The sequence below is a fragment of the uncultured Succiniclasticum sp. genome (assembly GCF_902793885.1).
GTDB lineage: Bacteria > Bacillota > Negativicutes > Acidaminococcales > Acidaminococcaceae > Succiniclasticum.
The window spans coordinates 50,453-67,864 of the sequence record NZ_CADBFF010000010.1 but is presented as its reverse complement, the minus strand read 5'-3'; the positions used below and the strand labels follow the sequence as shown (position 1 = coordinate 67,864).

The 17,412-nt window shown below is 55.1% G+C and carries 11 protein-coding genes; 5 read left to right on the top strand and 6 right to left on the bottom strand.

Annotated features, from left to right (window positions below):
- Window positions 1–85 precede the first annotated feature (85 nt).
- The 5 genes from purF (at window position 86) to carB (ending at window position 8,375) form a co-directional block, all read left to right on the top strand.
- Complete coding sequence (gene purF / locus QZV31_RS06630) at window positions 86–1,495, top strand: amidophosphoribosyltransferase (protein WP_295359263.1); 1,410 nt, start codon at window positions 86–88, stop codon at window positions 1,493–1,495.
- A gap of 233 nt (window positions 1,496–1,728) precedes the next feature.
- Window positions 1,729–3,243, top strand: coding sequence for a PAS domain-containing sensor histidine kinase (locus QZV31_RS06625; RefSeq protein WP_295359261.1), 1,515 nt, complete (start codon window positions 1,729–1,731; stop codon window positions 3,241–3,243).
- A gap of 16 nt (window positions 3,244–3,259) precedes the next feature.
- Window positions 3,260–3,871, top strand: a complete 612-nt coding sequence (locus tag QZV31_RS06620; protein WP_295359259.1) for a response regulator — start codon at window positions 3,260–3,262, stop codon at window positions 3,869–3,871.
- Between the two features lie 228 nt (window positions 3,872–4,099).
- On the top strand, window positions 4,100–5,200 hold the full coding sequence (gene carA, locus QZV31_RS06615; RefSeq protein WP_295359257.1) for a glutamine-hydrolyzing carbamoyl-phosphate synthase small subunit: 1,101 nt from the start codon (window positions 4,100–4,102) through the stop codon (window positions 5,198–5,200).
- The gene (carB, locus tag QZV31_RS06610) at window positions 5,193–8,375 is read left to right on the top strand and encodes a carbamoyl-phosphate synthase large subunit (protein WP_295359255.1); all 3,183 of its coding nucleotides are present in this window, start codon (window positions 5,193–5,195) and stop codon (window positions 8,373–8,375) included. Before carA ends, carB begins: the two co-directional genes overlap by 8 nt.
- 494 nt (window positions 8,376–8,869) lie before the next feature.
- On the opposite strand, the gene QZV31_RS06605 is transcribed toward carB, so the two are convergent.
- The 6 genes from QZV31_RS06605 to QZV31_RS06580 all read right to left on the bottom strand — a co-directional run bounded on the left by QZV31_RS06605 (window position 8,870) and on the right by QZV31_RS06580 (window position 17,410).
- Window positions 8,870–10,957 (bottom strand): glutamine synthetase III, encoded by a 2,088-nt coding sequence (locus tag QZV31_RS06605; protein WP_295359254.1) that lies wholly within the window; start codon window positions 10,955–10,957, stop codon window positions 8,870–8,872.
- Between the two features lie 256 nt (window positions 10,958–11,213).
- Entirely contained in the window at window positions 11,214–13,037 is a 1,824-nt protein-coding gene (gene glmS / locus QZV31_RS06600; protein WP_295359252.1) for a glutamine--fructose-6-phosphate transaminase (isomerizing), read from the bottom strand.
- 111 nt (window positions 13,038–13,148) lie between these two features.
- Entirely contained in the window at window positions 13,149–14,345 is a 1,197-nt protein-coding gene (locus tag QZV31_RS06595; RefSeq protein ID WP_295359250.1) for an LL-diaminopimelate aminotransferase, read from the bottom strand.
- A 130-nt stretch (window positions 14,346–14,475) separates the two neighbouring features.
- Window positions 14,476–15,468, bottom strand: a complete 993-nt coding sequence (bioB, locus tag QZV31_RS06590) for a biotin synthase BioB (protein WP_295359248.1) — start codon at window positions 15,466–15,468, stop codon at window positions 14,476–14,478.
- A 92-nt stretch (window positions 15,469–15,560) separates the two neighbouring features.
- Window positions 15,561–16,565 carry an asparaginase gene (locus QZV31_RS06585; protein ID WP_295359247.1) on the bottom strand — a complete coding sequence of 335 codons (1,005 nt, stop codon included), beginning with the start codon at window positions 16,563–16,565 and terminating at the stop codon, window positions 15,561–15,563.
- Between the two features lie 224 nt (window positions 16,566–16,789).
- Window positions 16,790–17,410: a C39 family peptidase gene (locus tag QZV31_RS06580; RefSeq protein ID WP_295359245.1), complete on the bottom strand. Its 621-nt coding sequence runs from the start codon at window positions 17,408–17,410 to the stop codon at window positions 16,790–16,792.
- Window positions 17,411–17,412 lie beyond the last annotated feature (2 nt).

Here is a 17,412-nt window from a genome sequence, read left to right as displayed (position 1 = left end):
GATTAATTCGTCTGCAGGCAGCAGAAACCGCAAGGCGGATAGTCTGTCAGTCTGCGGACGGTTCGGACAGAAAGAAGCGTGCAACATGGATAAAGTGAAAGAAGAATGCGGCGTTTTCGGTATTTTGGATCCGGAGGGCGGCAATGTAGCCCATTCCATCTATTACGGGCTCACGGCGCTGCAGCACCGGGGACAGGAAGCCTGCGGCATCGTAACTTCCGATACGAGCGGGCCGGTGGGTAATTATCACTGCCGCAAGAACGCCGGGCTGGTCAGTGAAGTCTTCCATGAAAACAGTCTGGAAAGCCTTCCGGGCAATTTGGGCATCGGGCATGTGCGTTACTCCACCACCGGCGGTTCCCGTCCGGAGAACGCCCAGCCGCTGGCCATTTCCTATATAAAAGGGACGCTGGCATTAGCCCACAATGGGAACCTGGTAAACACGGCCGACCTGAAATGGGAGCTTGTCCGGAACGGCGCTGTGTTCCACACCACCACCGATTCGGAAGTCATCGCCTTTTACCTTGCCAGAGAACGCGTCCATACCCAAACGATACAGGAAGCGGTGCTGGCTACCGCCCGGAAATTATCCGGGTCGTATGCGCTGGTCATCATGAGCCCCCAGAAACTGATCGGCCTGCGGGATCCCTACGGCTTAAAGCCTCTTTGTCTGGGGAAACGGGGCCAGACGTACATACTGGCTTCGGAAAGCTGCGCCCTGTCCGCCGTGGATGCGGAATTCATCCGCGATGTGGAACCGGGGGAAATGGTAACCCTGTCGGAAAAAGGCATAGAATCGGACCGTTCCCTGCAAACGGGAAGATGCGCCCACTGCATCTTTGAATATATCTATTTTGCCCGACTAGACAGCAGGCTGGACGGCATCAACGTATATGACGCCCGTATCGCCGCCGGACGGTCTCTGGCCCGGTCCCATCCGGTGGCTGCCGATCTGGTAACGGGCGTGCCGGAATCAGGGCTGCCTGCCGCCAAAGGATTTGCCTTAGAGTCGGGCCTTCCTTTCGGCTTCGCATTTTATAAGAACTCATACATCGGCAGAACTTTCATCAAGCCTTCCCAGGCCGAACGGGAAAGCGGCGTCCATCTGAAGCTCAGTGTGCTGGCCGCATCGGTAAAGGGAAAACGCATCGTACTGGTAGATGATTCCATTGTACGGGGCACCACCATGAAAAACCTGGTACAGATGTTAAAAGAAGCAGGCGCCACTGAAGTGCACGTCCGTATCAGCTCGCCGCCCTTCCGCCACCCCTGCTATTTCGGCACGGACGTCCCCTCCGAAGAGGAACTGATCGCCAACCGGCTTTCCCTTGAGGGAATTTGCCGAATGCTGGGAGCAGATTCCCTTGGCTATCTGGACCTGAAAGCCCTGCCGGAAATGGTAAAGGGCCTCCCCCTCTGCACCGGCTGTTTCGACAACAACTATCCCATGGAGATACCGGAACCGAAACCGCTTCCCTTCTGGTGCGGGGAATAAAACCCGTCAGCACTCCCTGTCATCGACATTTATGTTATAATATAAACAGCGAGCCTAAGGAATGGCTGATTAATTCGTCTGCACGCTGACTCTGTATCAGCGATTCGCACGCAAGCAAGCTTGCGGCTCTCTGCTTATGCCGGTGCCTTTTGTAAACGGCAGCGTCAATCGTACATATTCATTTAATCAGTGCTTCCCTGACAAAAATCTTGAAATGGAACGGAATGGAAAGTATGACTTCATTACTTACACAGGAACAATGGGATATCCTGGACGGCATGCGCAGCAACCTGGGACTGGCCGCCGACCTGGCCCAGGCCAAGATTTCACTGATCCTGCCCCTGGACCGCAGCCGGCAGCTCTGCGCATCTGCGGCGCAACTGTCGGGCAAACGAAAAGCGAAAGCAGGAGGAGACATTTGCTTTTTAAGCGTCTTCGACCAGGCAGAACCCCTCACCCGCTCGGAAAACACGGAACCGGAAGAGATGACCCGGGCTGCAGATGAACCGCTGATGACCCAGGCGCTGGCAGAAAACACCGTCACCGAAGGGTTCCGGGAAGTTGCGCCGGGCCAGTTCGCCCGGCTGAAGGTCTATCCGATCTGCGACGGGCACAACCGTTGCTTCGCCGCTGCCGCCTTTGAAGACCGGGAAGCTGATGTGGTATTCTGGGACGCCACCATGGACTTCCTGCACGGCAGCAAAACAGACTATGCCTCTAACAGCTGCTACCGCCGCCTGTCCAGTATCGACGGACTGGTACTGGTAAATGCCCGGGACGGGCTGATCCTTGCAGCCAACAATGCAGCCCGGCATATTTACCGGGTGCTGGGCGTCGGGCATCTGGTGGGCCGACGAACCAGCAGTGAAGAAATTAACTGGAACGGCATCGACAACGTCTTGTACACAGGCACGGCCGAAGAACAGGAACTGCAGAAGAAAGGCCTGTTCCTGGATTTCCGTTTTATCCCGCTGCATGCGGCAGGAGGTATAGAGCGCATCATTGTAGTTATCGAAGACGTAACCCAGCTGAAGCTGAAGGACGAGGAACTGCGGGTAAAGGCTGCGGTAATCCGGGAAATCCATCACCGCGTCAAGAACAACCTGCAGACCATCGCCAGCCTGCTGCGGCTGGAACAGCGCCGGGCAGCCTCGGAAGAAACAAAGGTCGTGCTGCGGGATTCCATCAACCGGATCAGCAGCATCGCGTTGGTACACGAATATCTTTCCGGTCAGGGCACGGAACTGGTGGACATCAATGAACTTGGCAACGGCGTGTACCGTACGGTCATGAGCAGCATGAAAACGCCGGACCTGGAACTGGAAATGAAATTTTCCGCCGATAACCTGCGGCTGCCCTCCCAGCAGGCGGCCAGCCTGGCGCTGGTGCTGAATGAATTATTGCAAAACGCGTTGGAGCACGGATTCGAAAACCGAAAAAAAGGAACGCTGACAGCTGCCATCAGCCGGCTGGATGAAGACGGAGGAAACCGGGAAAAACTCCAGGGCAAGGCAGCAGAAGCAGCGCAATACAGTGGCAATGCCAAAAAGGAAACCACAGACCGCCTGCTGTTACTGGTGAAAGATGACGGCGTAGGCCTGCCTGCCGGGTTTGACCTGCAGAAGACCAAAAGCCTGGGCCTGAAGATCGTGCAGACCGTCGTGCAGTCTGATTTAAAAGGAACCTTCAGCCTGGAACCGCGCACCGACGGAAACGGCACCGTGGCTAAAGTGGTCATTCATATATAATGGAGGGGAATGGGAAGTGAAACCGTTAAAGATACTGATTGCGGATGACGAAGCATTGCTGCGCCTGGACCTGCGGGAAATGCTGGAAGAAGCGGGACACACCGTCGCAGGAGAAGCGGAAAACGGAAAAATCGCAGTAAGCCTTGCGGAACGGGAACGGCCGGACTTGGTCATCATGGATGTGAAAATGCCGGAGATGGACGGCCTGGAAGCCGCCAAGCTCATCGGGGAAGCAAAACTGGCCCCGGTGCTGCTTCTCACCGCCTACAGCCAGCAGGAGATCGTACAGGAAGCAACCAATTCCGGCGTGTTCGCCTATTTGGTAAAACCGGTCCGGGAAGAGGAACTGTTTCCCGCCATTGAGATCGCCATCAGCCGTTTTGCCGCCTTCCAGCGGTTAAACGCCGCACTGGACAAGGCAAAGGACGATTTGGAGACCCGGAAACTGCTGGACCGGGCCAAGGGCATCCTGATGGATCAGTATAAATTTACAGAAAAAGATGCCTTCCAAGCCATGCAAAAGCTCAGCATGGATCGCCGGCTTTCCCTGAAGGCAGTGGCCAAAGCCGTGATTGCCAGCGCAGAGATACACGAAAAGGAAACAGGAAAAAAGAAAAGCAGAAAATGAATTTTTATTCATGTTTTATTTGACAAAGCCCCGGTAGCAGTGTTAAAATTCTATAGATAACAAAGGCGTTCTTTGCCGTGCAAATTTGCGTACGGCAAGGGGCGCCTTTATTTTGTTGGGCTGCGGACTGTTCGGCTTTGCTTTTATGAATTTTGCGGCGAAGGCTGTCAGCTCTTCTCCGAAAGGAAGCGGCCCGGGAAGAAATGAAATGAAATCGAGGCAACTATTATGGCAATCAACTTCAACCGGAAGATCCTTCTGGAAGACGGGCAGGAGTACTACGGCTATGGCTTCGGCGCAACCGGGGACAAAGTACTGGAAATCGTCTTCAATACTTCCATGGTGGGCTATCAGGAGATCCTGTCGGATCCCTCCTACACGGACCAGGCCGTGGTAATGACCTACCCTCTCATCGGCAACTACGGTATGGCAGAAGAGGATTACGAGTCTGCACACCCCAGTATCGGGGCACTGATCGTACGGGAGTACAATGACGAGCCTTCCAACTTCCGCAGCGCGGCAACCCTGGGGGAAGTTATGAAGAAATACGGTATTGTCGGCGTCTGGGGCGTAGACACCCGTAAACTGAACCGGAGCATCCGGGACTTCGGCAGCCGCAGGGCGCTGGTCACCGATGCCGCCACCCCGCGGGAAAATGGACTACAACTATTGAAGGAAAGCAGCCTCCCCACCGATGCCGTTTCCCGGGTAAGCCGGAAAACCCCAGCGGAAATCCCGGCAGAGCAGGCGCGTTTTCATGTGGCCGCCATCGACTGCGGCATGAAGCAGAACATCGTCCGTTCCCTGAACAAGCGGGGCTGCAGCGTGACAATCGTCCCCTGGGATACCACGGCAGAAACGATCCGGTCACTGCAACCGGACGGTGTCTTCATTTCCAACGGGCCCGGGGATCCTACGGACGTTCCTCAGACCATCGAAACCATCCGGCAGCTGCTGGGAACCGTTCCCATCTTCGGCATCTGCCTGGGCCACCAGATCATCTCCCTGGCCTACGGCGCCAGAACCTACAAGCTGAAGTTCGGCCACCGGGGCGGCAACCATCCTGTGAAAAATCTGGAGACGGGCAAAATCGAGATTACCTCCCAGAACCATTCCTATGCGGTGGACAAGGACAGTCTGCGCCATACGCCCCTGAAGGTAACCCACATGAACCTGCTGGACCAGACGGTAGAAGGTGTGAAATGTGAAAAAGACCGGGTGTTCAGCGTCCAGTACCATCCGGAAAGCGCCCCCGGCCCTCAGGACAGCGCCTACCTCTTCGACCGCTTTATCCACATGATGGAGGAAGGGGGTACGCACCATGCCTAAAAGAACAGATATTAAAAAAGTACTCGTCATCGGCTCCGGCCCCATCGTCATCGGGCAAGCTGCCGAGTTTGACTATGCAGGCACCCAGGCCTGTCTGGCCCTGAAAGAAGAAGGATATCAGGTCATCCTCTGCAATTCCAACCCGGCCACCATCATGACCGATACCAGCATGGCTGACAAAGTGTACATGGAACCCCTGACCCTGGAATACATCGCCAAGATCATCCGCTTCGAGCGGCCCGACGCCATTCTGCCTGGCATCGGCGGCCAGACGGGCCTTAACCTGGCCATGCAGCTGGAAAAGAAAGGCATCCTGGCCGAGTGCCGGGTAGAACTGCTGGGCACCGACAGCCATTCCATCGAACAGGCGGAAGACCGGGAACTGTTCAAGGAACTCTGTGAGTCCTTAGGGGAACCGGTGCTGCCTTCCGATATCGCAGGTACCGTGGAAGACGGCCTGAACGTGGCGGAAAAGATCGGTTACCCGGTCATCCTGCGCCCTGCCTTTACCCTGGGTGGGACCGGCGGCGGTTTTGCGGACAACGAAACGGAGTTCGTGCCCCTGATGAAACACGCCCTGGAACTCTCTCCCGTCCGGGAAGTGCTGATTGAAAAAAGCATCAAGGGCTTCAAGGAAATCGAATACGAAGTGATGCGGGATAAAAACGATACCGCCATCACCATCTGCAACATGGAGAACCTGGACCCGGTGGGCATCCACACCGGGGATTCCATCGTGGTCTGCCCGTCCCAGACCCTGACCAACAAGGAATACCACATGCTGCGGGACAGCGCCCTGAAAATCATCCGGGCGCTGAAAATCGAAGGTGGGTGCAACGTCCAGTTCGCTCTGGACCCCAACTCCTTCCAGTACTATTTAATCGAAGTCAACCCCCGTGTCTCCCGTTCCTCCGCCCTGGCTTCCAAGGCCAGCGGCTACCCTATCGCCCGAGTATCCGCCAAGATCGGTATCGGCATGACCCTGGACGAGATACAGATCGCCAACACCCCCGCCTCTTTTGAACCCGCGCTGGATTACGTGGTGACCAAGCTGCCCCGCTTCCCCTTCGATAAATTCGCCGACGCCAACAACGCCCTGTCCACCCAGATGAAAGCCACCGGGGAAGTGATGAGCATCGGCCGGACCTTTGAGGAAAGCCTGCTGAAAGGCATCCGTTCCCTGGAAATCGGCGCCTTTCATATTCATCTGCGCAAGTTCGATACCATGAGCCGGGAAGAGCTCCTTGCGTATATCCGCATCGGCACGGACGACCGGATCTACGCCATCGCCCAACTGTTCCGCCTGGGCTGCGACGTGGACAGCATTGCAAGACAGACAGCCATAGACCGGTTCTTCCTCCGTAAAATCCGGAAAATCGTGGCGATGGAAGACGAAATCCGCAACCACCCCGACGACATCCCCACACTGCGGGACGCCAAGAAACACGGCTTTTCCGATAAAGAAATCGGCCTGCTGTGGAACAAAACGGAAACAGAGATTTATCGTTTCAGACAACAAAACGACGTCAAACCGACATATAAAATGATTGACACCTGCGCTTCCGAATTTGAAAGCTATATCCCCTACTTCTATTCTACCTACGAAGAAGAAAACGAGTCCCGTGTTTCGGATAAAAAGAAGATCGTAGTGCTGGGTTCCGGTCCTATCCGTATCGGCCAGGGGGTGGAGTTCGATTACTCCACGGTCCACGCGGTGCAGACTATTCAAAAAGCAGGTTACGAAGCCATCATCATCAACAACAATCCGGAAACGGTCTCCACCGATTACACCTGCTCCGACAAGCTGTACTTCGAGCCCCTCTGCCCGGAAGACGTGATGAACATTATCGAACTGGAACAGCCGGAAGGCGTTATCGTCACTTTAGGCGGACAGACAGCCATCAACCTGGCCGACCCGCTGAAGGAACGGGGCGTTAAGATTATCGGCACGGACTGCGACGCCATCGACCGGGCGGAGAACCGGGACCTGTTCGAAAAGCTGCTGCTGTCCCTGCACATCCCCCAGCCCCGGGGCGAAGCCGTCACCAGTATCGAGGCCGGCATGGAAGCGGCCCGCCGCATCGGGTACCCCGTCCTGGTGCGTCCCAGCTTTGTGCTGGGCGGCCGGGCCATGCAAATCGTGGGAAAGGAAAAGGATATGCACGACTATCTGAAAACCGCGGTGGAGGTGGACGAAGACAAACCCGTGCTGGTAGATAAATACATCCGGGGCAAGGAAGTGGAAGTGGATGCGGTCTGCGACGGGGAGCACGTGTTCGTGCCCGGCATCATGGAACTGGTAGAACGGACCGGCGTCCATTCCGGCGATTCCATCAGCGTATATCCTTCCTACAGCCTGTCCGAAAAAGTGAAGGAAACCATACTGGATTATACGGAGAAGCTTGGTTTGGGCATAGGCATCAAAGGGCTGTTCAACATCCAGTTCATCGTGGACGCCAACGAACAGGTCTATATTATTGAAGTAAACCCACGGTCTTCCCGGACCGTCCCCTTCTTATCCAAGGCCACCGGTTACAGTCTGGCGGACATCGGCACCCTGGCTATTTTAGGCGTATCCCTCCGGGAACAGGGCATCACCGAACGGTATCCGAAAGAAAAGACCCGGTACTATGTGAAGTGCCCCGCCTTCTCTTTCTCCAAACTCCGGGGCATGGACGCCTATCTTTCGCCGGAAATGAAGTCCACCGGGGAAGCCATCGGCTACGACGATAAGCTGCACCGGGCCGCCTTCAAGGCTCTGATTGCCTCCGGCCTGACCCTGAAAAATTACGGCACCATCGTGGTCAGCGTGGCAGACGAAGACAAGGAAGAAACCATTCCGCTGATCCGGCGTTTCTATAACATGGGCTTCAACATCGAAGCCAGCACCCTGACAGGAGAAGTGCTGCGGGAGCACGGCATCCGCACCCGGATCCGCCACAAACCCAGCGAGGGCAGCGAAGAGATACTGGACTCGATTCGTGCGGGGTACGTGAGTTACGTCATCAACACCCGGGCCATCCTCTCCGGCGTCCACTACGGCGACGGCGTGGCGATACGCCGGGTAGCCGCCCAGAACAATGTGGTGATGCTCACCTCCCTGGACACCGTCCGCATGCTGCTGGATGTGCTGGAAGAAGTGACTATGGGGATTTCGACGATTGACGCGAAATAATAATACAAAACCAGCGGCGGGAAAAACTTAGTAAAACCGTGCCCGTTTGCTATTTCATGGACTCATTCGCCTGTGGCTTCGAAACTCGGTGCTTCGCACCTCAAACAGTCTCGCCACGTGCGGCTCATTTCGTCTTATGAAATTACGCAAACAGTCCCGATATTTTACTTAGTTTTTCCCGCCGCTGGCTTTCCATTTAACTACTATGATTCAATCGCCTCTAAGTCTATAAAATCCAGTAGCAAAATCTATATGCACAAACACAAAAAAAATCGACAACACTGCCGGAATGCGTCTTCCCGGCAGCATTGTCCAAACAAAGGAAAGGTAAAAAATGTAAGAGAGAGTCTTTATTGTGAAAAACCAACAGTCAGGCATGAGAGCGCTGACAGTCAGTTTTTGCACGCAATGCTATTGTATGGGACAAGTTCGATAGAAAACGAAGCGTCAGCCTTTTTTTCTGTGGCTGCTGCCGCCTTACTGTCGTTGTCCGTTCAGCTGTTGATGCCGAACAGCAGCTCGCCGTAGGTCGGATACGGCAGGTACTCCTTGCCCAGCAGCACTTCCACCTCGTCGCCGCTCCTGCGGAGCGCTTCCATGGCCGCCAGAACCTTGTTGTGATACACGGTGCTGGCCTTTTTCTGGTCTTCGATGGCTTCTGCTTTGGCCAGTTCTTTCGCCAGGGTTTCGCCGTCTTTATACATAGCCTCCGTAGCGTCCTGCAGCTTTTTCAAAAATGCCACATCCGGTTTCAGCCCCAGCGCTTTCTCATTCAGGGCAGTTTCGGATAAATCTTTCAGGTATTTTTTGGCAGCCGGCAGCAGGTCTTTATGCAGCATATCCAGCATGGTCAGGGCTTCGATGTTCAGGGTCTTGTTGTACAGTTCGTACTGAATCTCGCAGCGGGACAGCACTTCCGTCTTGGTAAAGATGCCGTGCTTCACCACCAGGTCCACGTTCTTCTTGCTGGTCATGCAGGCCAGGGCTTCCGGCGTGGATTTATTGTTATACAGCCCGCGCTTCGCCGCTTCTTCCACCCAGGCGTCGGTGTAGCCGTTGCCGTTGAACACGATGCGCTTATGATCCAGGTAGATTTCTTTTACCAGTTTTTTCACGGCGGCGTCCAGTTCTTCCGGCGCGGTGCCTTCCAACTTATCCGCCACCCACTCCAGTTCTTCTGCCACAATGGTGTTCAGGTAGGCATTGGGACAGGCCAGGCTGGCCTGGGAACCTGCCATGCGGAATTCAAACTTGTTGCCGGTAAAGGCAAAGGGAGACGTCCGGTTGCGGTCTGTGTTATCTTTGCTCACCGCGGCCAGGGTGTTGCCGCTGAGTTTCATCTGGATATGACCGTTGGTTTTATACTCCTGCCCGGAAGCAATGGCTTCCAGCACCCCGGTGAGTTCTGTGCCCAGGAAGATGCTGACGATGGCCGGCGGTGCTTCGTTGGCGCCCAGACGGTGATCGTTGCCTGCGCTGGCCACGGTGCCACGCAGCACGTCCTGATATTCATCGATACCTTTGATGATGGCCGCCAGGAACAGCAGGAACTGGTTGTTGTGATACGCGTCGCTGCCGGGATCCAACAGGTTTTTCCCTTCCAGGGTGGACAGGGACCAGTTGTTGTGCTTGCCGCTTCCGTTCACGCCGTCAAAGGGCTTTTCATGGAGCAGGCAGACCATGCCGTGCTTTAAGGCGATGCGTTTCATGAATTCCATGGTCAGCTGGTTGTAGTCGCAGGCCAGGTTCACGGAAGTATAAACGGGGGCTAGTTCGTGCTGGGCGGGTGCGACTTCGTTGTGCTCCGTTTTTGCCGGAATCCCCAGCTTCCACAGTTCTTCGTCCAGTTCTGCCATGAAGGCCTTCACCCGGGGTTTGATGGCTCCGAAATAATGGTCTTCCATCTCCTGCCCTTTGGGCGGCTTGGCCCCGAACAGGGTGCGGCCCGCAAAAACCAGGTCCTTCCGTTTTTCCCACATGGCCTTGTCTACCAGGAAATACTCCTGTTCCGGGCCCACGTTGGTGATGACTTTTTCTGTATGTATGCCGAGAATCGCCAGTAGCCGTCTGGCCGCTTCGCTTAATACGGCGATGGAGCGCAGCAGAGGCGTCTTCTTGTCCAGTACGTCCCCGGTATAAGAGCAGAACGCGGTGGGAATGTACAGACAGTCGTCTTTGATAAAAGCGTAGCTGGTAGGATCCCAGGCGGTGTAGCCCCGGGCCTCAAAGGTGGCACGCAGGCCGCCGGACGGGAAGCTGGAAGCGTCCGGTTCGCTCTGGATCAGATCCTTGCCGGAGAAGTCCATAATGACCCGGCCGTCCGCCGCCGGGGCGATAAAGCTGTCGTGCTTTTCCGCCGTAATCCCTGTCATGGGCTGGAACCAGTGGGTGAAATGGGTGCAGCCGTTTTCCAGCGCCCAGTCTTTCATAGCATACGCCATCATATCGGCCAGTTCCCTTGTCAGGGGCAGACCCTCTTCCACCATCTTGCGGAACGTGCGGAAGGTTTTGGCCGGAAGCCGGTCCTTCATCACCCGTTCATTAAACGTCAGACTGCCAAATAATTTCGGGACATTAACCATGTTCGCTTCTCCTTTCTGTGCCGGGAACCGCCTTACACACAACCGGACAACCCGGAGGTTCCGTTTCCTGTTCCGGCGTTCCTGGCTATATACGCTTATGCAAGTCTTCTGTCCACAGCCCGGAGCAGCCGCTTCTGCCCCCTCATTACGCAGAAATAACGCGGCTGTCGGACTGCTTCCGGAACAACATGTTCCTCAACATAAATAAGATAAATGCAACGTTGGGATATGCAATGCAGCTGCATTTGCGCAGCCTCTATTCAACCGTTACCGACTTGGCCAGATTTTTCGGTTTGTCGATATCGCAGCCGTTTTCCCTGGCCACGTAATAGGCCAGCAGCTGCAACGGTACAATTTCCACCACTGCGGAAAACAGGGCGTCAATCTTCGGGATAAACAGCAGGTCATCGGCAACGGAAACGATCTTCTGATTGTTCCGGAAGGTCAGGGCCAGCACTTCCGCGCCCCGGGACTTCACTTCCACGATATTGCTCAGGGTCTTTTCCATGATGGCGGGATTGCCGCACAAGGCAATGACAGGCTGGTGCTCTTCTATCAGGGCGATGGTCCCGTGCTTTAACTCCCCTGCCGCGTAGGCTTCCGCATGCAGATAGGATATTTCTTTCATCTTCAGCGCCCCCTCCAGGGCGATAGCGTAATCCGTGTTCCTTCCAATAAAGAACAGGGATTTGCTGGCGTGATACTTCTTCGCCAGCGCAGGAATCGATGCGTTCAGGTCAAAGGCCTGCTGGATCTGCCGTGGCAGCGCCTGCAGGGCAGTCAGCAGTTTCCGGTCTTCGCCTTCCGTACGTCCCAGCTGTCCCGCAAAATAGACGGCCAGTAAATACAGCACCGTCACCTGGGTGGTATAGCCTTTCGTAGTGGCCACGGCAATTTCCGGGCCGGCCCAGGTGTATACGGTATAATCTGCCAGCTTGGCCACGGTGCTGCCAACCACATTGACCACCGCCAGCGTCCTGGCTCCTTTAGCCTTGCATTCCTTCAGGGCCGCAATGGTGTCCGCCGTTTCCCCGGACTGGGATATCACAATGACCAGCGTCCGGTTATCAATGAGCGGGTCGCTGTAGCGCAGTTCGCTGGCCAGCACCACTTCCACCGGAATGCGGCACAGCTTTTCGATGGCATATTTCCCGGCGCAGCCCGCATAATAGGCCGAACCGCAGGCGGTAATGATGATCTTGCGGATTTCCCCGATTTCAGAAGCGGTTAAGCCCAGTTCTTCAAATACGACCTTCCCCTCTTTGATCCGGGGCGCAATGGTCGCCTTCACCGCGCCGGGCTGTTCCATGATTTCCTTCAGCATGAAATGCTCATAGCCGCCCTTTTCCGCCGCCTGCACGTCCCACAAGATGCGGGTAACCTTCTTCCGGATTTCCTGACCGGTACAGTCAAATATCTTGATGGTTTCGCAGGAGAGTTCCGCGAATTCGCCGTCTTCCAGATAAATCACGTTACGGGTGTGGTTCACCAGCGCCGTCACATCGGAAGCGAAATAGTTCTCCCCGATGCCGACCCCCAGGATCAGCGGGCTGGCTTCCCGGACTGCGTAAATCTTGCCCGGTTCTTCCGAACAGATGACGCCCAGCGCGTAGGAACCCTGCAGACGGTTCGTCGTCTTCAGCAACGCCTTCCGCATGTTGCCCCGGTAATACATTTCTATCAGATGGACGATGACTTCCGTGTCGGTTTCACTTTCAAAATGGTAGCCGTCACGAATCAGTTCGTCCCGCAACTGCATATAGTTTTCGATGATGCCGTTGTGTACCACCGCAAAACGGCCGTCATTGCTCAGATGGGGGTGTGCGTTTTCTTCCGTAGGCGCCCCGTGGGTAGCCCAACGGGTGTGGCCGATCCCTGTCGACCCAGGCACGTCTGCCCCGTCCCGGGTTTTCTCGCACAAATTCGCAATGCGCCCCGTAACCTTGCTCACGGTAATCTTCTGTCCGTCCATGACGGCAATGCCTGCCGAATCATAGCCCCGATATTCCAGTTTTTTCAATCCGTCCAGCAGGAGCGGCGCGGCGCTTTGCACACCGGTAAATCCAACAATTCCACACATAAAGACTGCCTCCCTGAATTGGTTTTTCTCTCTTTTATAAAATAAAAAGCAACAAAGACGGTTGGACTGAGTGTCCACTTGCAACGTCTTTGTTGCTGAGTTAACTGCTTGTTACAACTGCTTACGCAGCCGTGCCACCGCTTCTTCCGTAGCTTCCCGGCTGGCAAAGGCGGTCAGGCGGAACCAGCCTTCCCCCCGGCTGCCGAAGCCGGAACCCGGCGTACCTACAATGCCCAGCTTCTCCAGCAGGAAATCGAAAAACTCCCAGGACTTCATCTGCCGGGGGCACTGCAGCCAGATATAAGGCGAATTCGTGCCGCCGTAATATAAAATCCCTTTTTCTTCCAGCGCCTGGCCGATCAGCCGGGCGTTTTCCTTATAATAGGCCAGGTTGGCCCGGCACTGTTTCTGCCCTTCCGGCGTAAAGACCGCTTCCGCAGCCCGCTGTACCACATAGGGAACCCCGTTGAACTTGGTGGTCTGCCGCCGCAGCCACATCTTATTCAACGACAGTTCCTTACCGCTTTTGGTCTTGCGTTTCAACGCCAGGGGCACTACCGTATAGCCGCAACGGGTACCGGTAAAGCCTGCCGTTTTGGAAAGGGAGCAAAGCTCAATAGCGCATTCCTTCGCTCCTTCGATCTGGAAAATACTGCGGGGCAGTTCCCCGTCTTCGATAAACGCTTCGTAGGCTGCATCGTACAGAATCACCGCGCCGTTTTGCCGGGCATACGCCACCCACTCTTTGAGCTGCGCTTTGGAATAGGCAGCCCCGGTGGGATTATTGGGGGAGCACAGATAAATGATATCTGCCTTAACGGCCGGATCCGGCATGGGCAGGAACCCGTTCTCCGGCGTTCCCTCCATGAACCGGATCTTTCGCCCCCTCATTCGATTGGTATCCAGGTAGACCGGATAGACAGGATCCGGAACCAGGATCACGTTGGCATCGTCAAAAATATCCGTAATATTGCCACAGTCGCTTTTCGCGCCGTCGCTGATAAAGACCTCGGAAGTTTCCAGCGTAACGCCGAAGCCTGCGTAATACTTCACCAGCGCTTCCTGCAGAAAGCCGTAGCCCTGCTCCGGTCCGTAACCCCGGAAGGTTTCCTTCACGCCCATTTCCGCTGCCGCTTTCTGCATCGCTTCCACTACGACCGGCGCCAGGGGCAGCGTCACATCGCCGATCCCCAGACGAATGATCTTCTGTTCCGGATGGGCGGCAGAATACGCCGCCACTTTATGCGCCACCTGCGAAAACAGATAACTGTCCTGCAAGGCGGTAAAATTCTCATTGACCCATGCCATGATGTAAAAGGCTCCTTTGCAAATAAAAAAGCAACAAAGAGAAACGGATAAAACAATCCGCAACCTCTTTGTTGCTTATGGAGTTATTATAATACCCCGTAACCGTTTTGTAAAGAAGAAATTTGGAAATTTACTCAGACAGTACGGCTTCTTCCGGCTTATTCGTCAGCCCCAGCTTCTTCAGCATTTCCATGTCGCTGGCAATCGTCGCAGCGCCGGCCGTGGTCAGCATATTGCCGGTGATGGAAGCGGACGCCCCCCGGCCAATGACCGTCTCCCCGGACTTCGGCAGAATGCCGCGCCCCGCCCCCAGGCGGATGTTTGCCGTGGGGTTGATGAAACGGAAGATAGCGACCGTACGGGCCACATCTTCCGCGGAAATCTGCGGGGTATCCTGCAGCGGCGTGCCCTTGATCGGCATCAGGGCGTTCAGCGGAATGGACTCAATTCCCAGTTCGGCCAGCGTCAGCGCCATATCGATACGGTCGTCCCAGGTTTCCCCCATGCCGATGATACCGCCGGAGCAAACGCACATGCCTTCTTTTTGGGCAATCTTTATGGTTCGGATCTTATCCTCAAAGGTGTGGGTGGTACAGATATTCGGGAAATTGCGGCGGGAGGTTTCGATATTATGATGATAGCTGGTAACGCCCGCTTCCTTCAGGCGACGGAACTGTTCCGCGTCAATAAACCCCATGGAAGCGCAAAGTTCGATTTTCAGCTTTGCGTGCATCTCTTTATAGGCTTCAATGGCTTTATCGAAATCTTTGCCTTTTAACGCCCGGCCCGCCGTGACGATAGCAAAGCGGTTCACACCCGCGTCCTGGTTTGCTTTTGCAGCCGCAAAAATCTTGTCTTTCGGCAAAAAGCCGTATTCGTCAATGCCGGTATGGTTGCAGGCGGCCTGGGCGCAGTATTTGCAGTCTTCACTGCAGCGTCCGCTCCGCCCGTTGATGATGGAGCAGAAATCCACCAGGTTCCCGCAGAAATGCTTCTGCAGTTTGCCGGCACAATCCAGCATTTCTTCCAGATCTGCCGTTAACAGCAGTTCCTTGTCCAGATTTTCACGGGTGATCCGGTACCCTTCCTTTAGTATCTTTTCCGTCAGTTCCGCAATGGTCATAACATGTTGCCTCTTTTCTGTATTTTAGTCAACAAATTCAATGTTAACGTTAACATAATTATAGTTAACTTAACAGGATTCGTCAACCCAAATTATAAAAAGGAAGCAAAAAGCTGTTGTATCTCTTTCACATCGCTTGTTTTCGTTAGCGCCAGCTGCAGCAGTATTTTCGCTTTTTGCGGATTCAACGGACCGGCGGGGATAAAGCCGTTTACCGCCGTCATCGCCTCTGACAGCACCACGACACCGCCGCCGCAACGGGTGGCAATCACTACCGGCACGCCGGAAGCAGCCGTTTCCTTTAACAGGCCCGTCAGTTTTTCCGGCACGCTGCCGTTACCGCAGGCCGCATACACTAAACCTCTGGCTCCGTCCCGGAGAGCCGCCTTCACAAACAGTCCGTCGTCACCGCCCACGTAGCCGTAGATGATCCTCACCTTGGGAAGCTGCGTAAGGTTTTTTACAGAAACGGATCCGCTGTGGTTTGGCAACGCACACGCGCCGCTCTCATTCCAGCAGATCTTCTCATCGATAATAACGCCCATCGGGCCCCTTCCCGGGGACTGGAACGCTTCCAACGCGTTGACGTTGACTTTTGTAACGGTTTCCGCCCCGTTGATCTGCCCGTTCATCACCACCAGTACGCCGCGTCCTGTTGCGCTTTTGTCTGCCGCGACCTGCACAGACTGCCAGATGTTCATGGGACCGTCCGCGCTGATGGCCGTAGCCGGACGCATTGCGCCTGTCAGCACAATGGGTTTGTCCGTCTTTACCGTCAGCTGCAGGAAATACGCCGTTTCTTCCTGGGTATCCGTACCGTGGGTGATCACAATGCCGTCCACGTCCTTCCGCTCTGCCGCGGCCTCCACTCGCTCTGCCAGCTGCAGCCAGATTGCTTCTTGCATATCTTTGCTGTCGATATTGCAAAGCTGCTCGCCGGAAAGGTTCGCCAGCTTATCCAGCCCCAGTACGGATGCGATGAGCTGTCCGACCGTCAGTTCCCCTGCTTTATAGCCTACCGTGGCCGCCGCCGAAGCCGCCCGCCCGGCGATGGTGCCGCCGGTTGCGATGATGTGCACGTTTGCCTTTCGTTTCATAGTGTTTCAACCTCTTCCAATAAAATAATTGTCTCTTCGCCTGCTTGTCTGTTTTATTATATCATACAACAGACCGATTCAGAATATAACACTGATTAAGGAAACGGCGCATCAAAACAGAAAATCCGGTATCAGTCTGCTTACGACCGATACCGGATTATATGATTATCTGTGTTATGAAACGATGCAATTCAATTAGTCAAACACATATTATAAAAACCTGCTTAAATGAAATACTCGATGGCTTTTTCTTCCGTCAGCTTCGTGCGCGTATCAAACAGCAACACCGCTTCCCGTTCCGCTTCACTGCCCAATGCGTAAGGAGCCTGCGTTTCCCGGTTAAAATATGAAAAGGGCACAATACGGTTGTAATGGAACGGGTGGTCCGTCGTGTTTTCTATTTCAGTTTCCGCAAGTCCGTCAGGCAGGTAGTAAGGGTCAAACAGATAAACGCGTCCCTCCTTTTCCCCGGTGAGCAGCACATAGTGCTCCCCGTCCAGATACAGCCGTACCACCGCCACGCCGTTCCGGTGCAGCGCGTCCACAAGGGTACCGTGGGCATCCATGCGCACGTCCCTGCCGGAAAGGTAACGGCTTTCTACCGGCAGGATACCGGTCTTGCCCACGCCGTCCAGCCAGTTGCTGAGAAACATCATGGCCATGCGGGAGGTGCCGCGTTTCCCCGGCGCGCCGCCGCTTCCGTAGCAATCCAGCGAGTACAGCATGATGTTACGGATCAGTTCCGGCGAAATCTCCTCCCGCTGGAACAGGTAATTCAGGGCGTTCAGCAGGGAAGTTGGCCCGCAGTCATATTCTGAAACCTGATAACGCAATGGGATTTTCATAT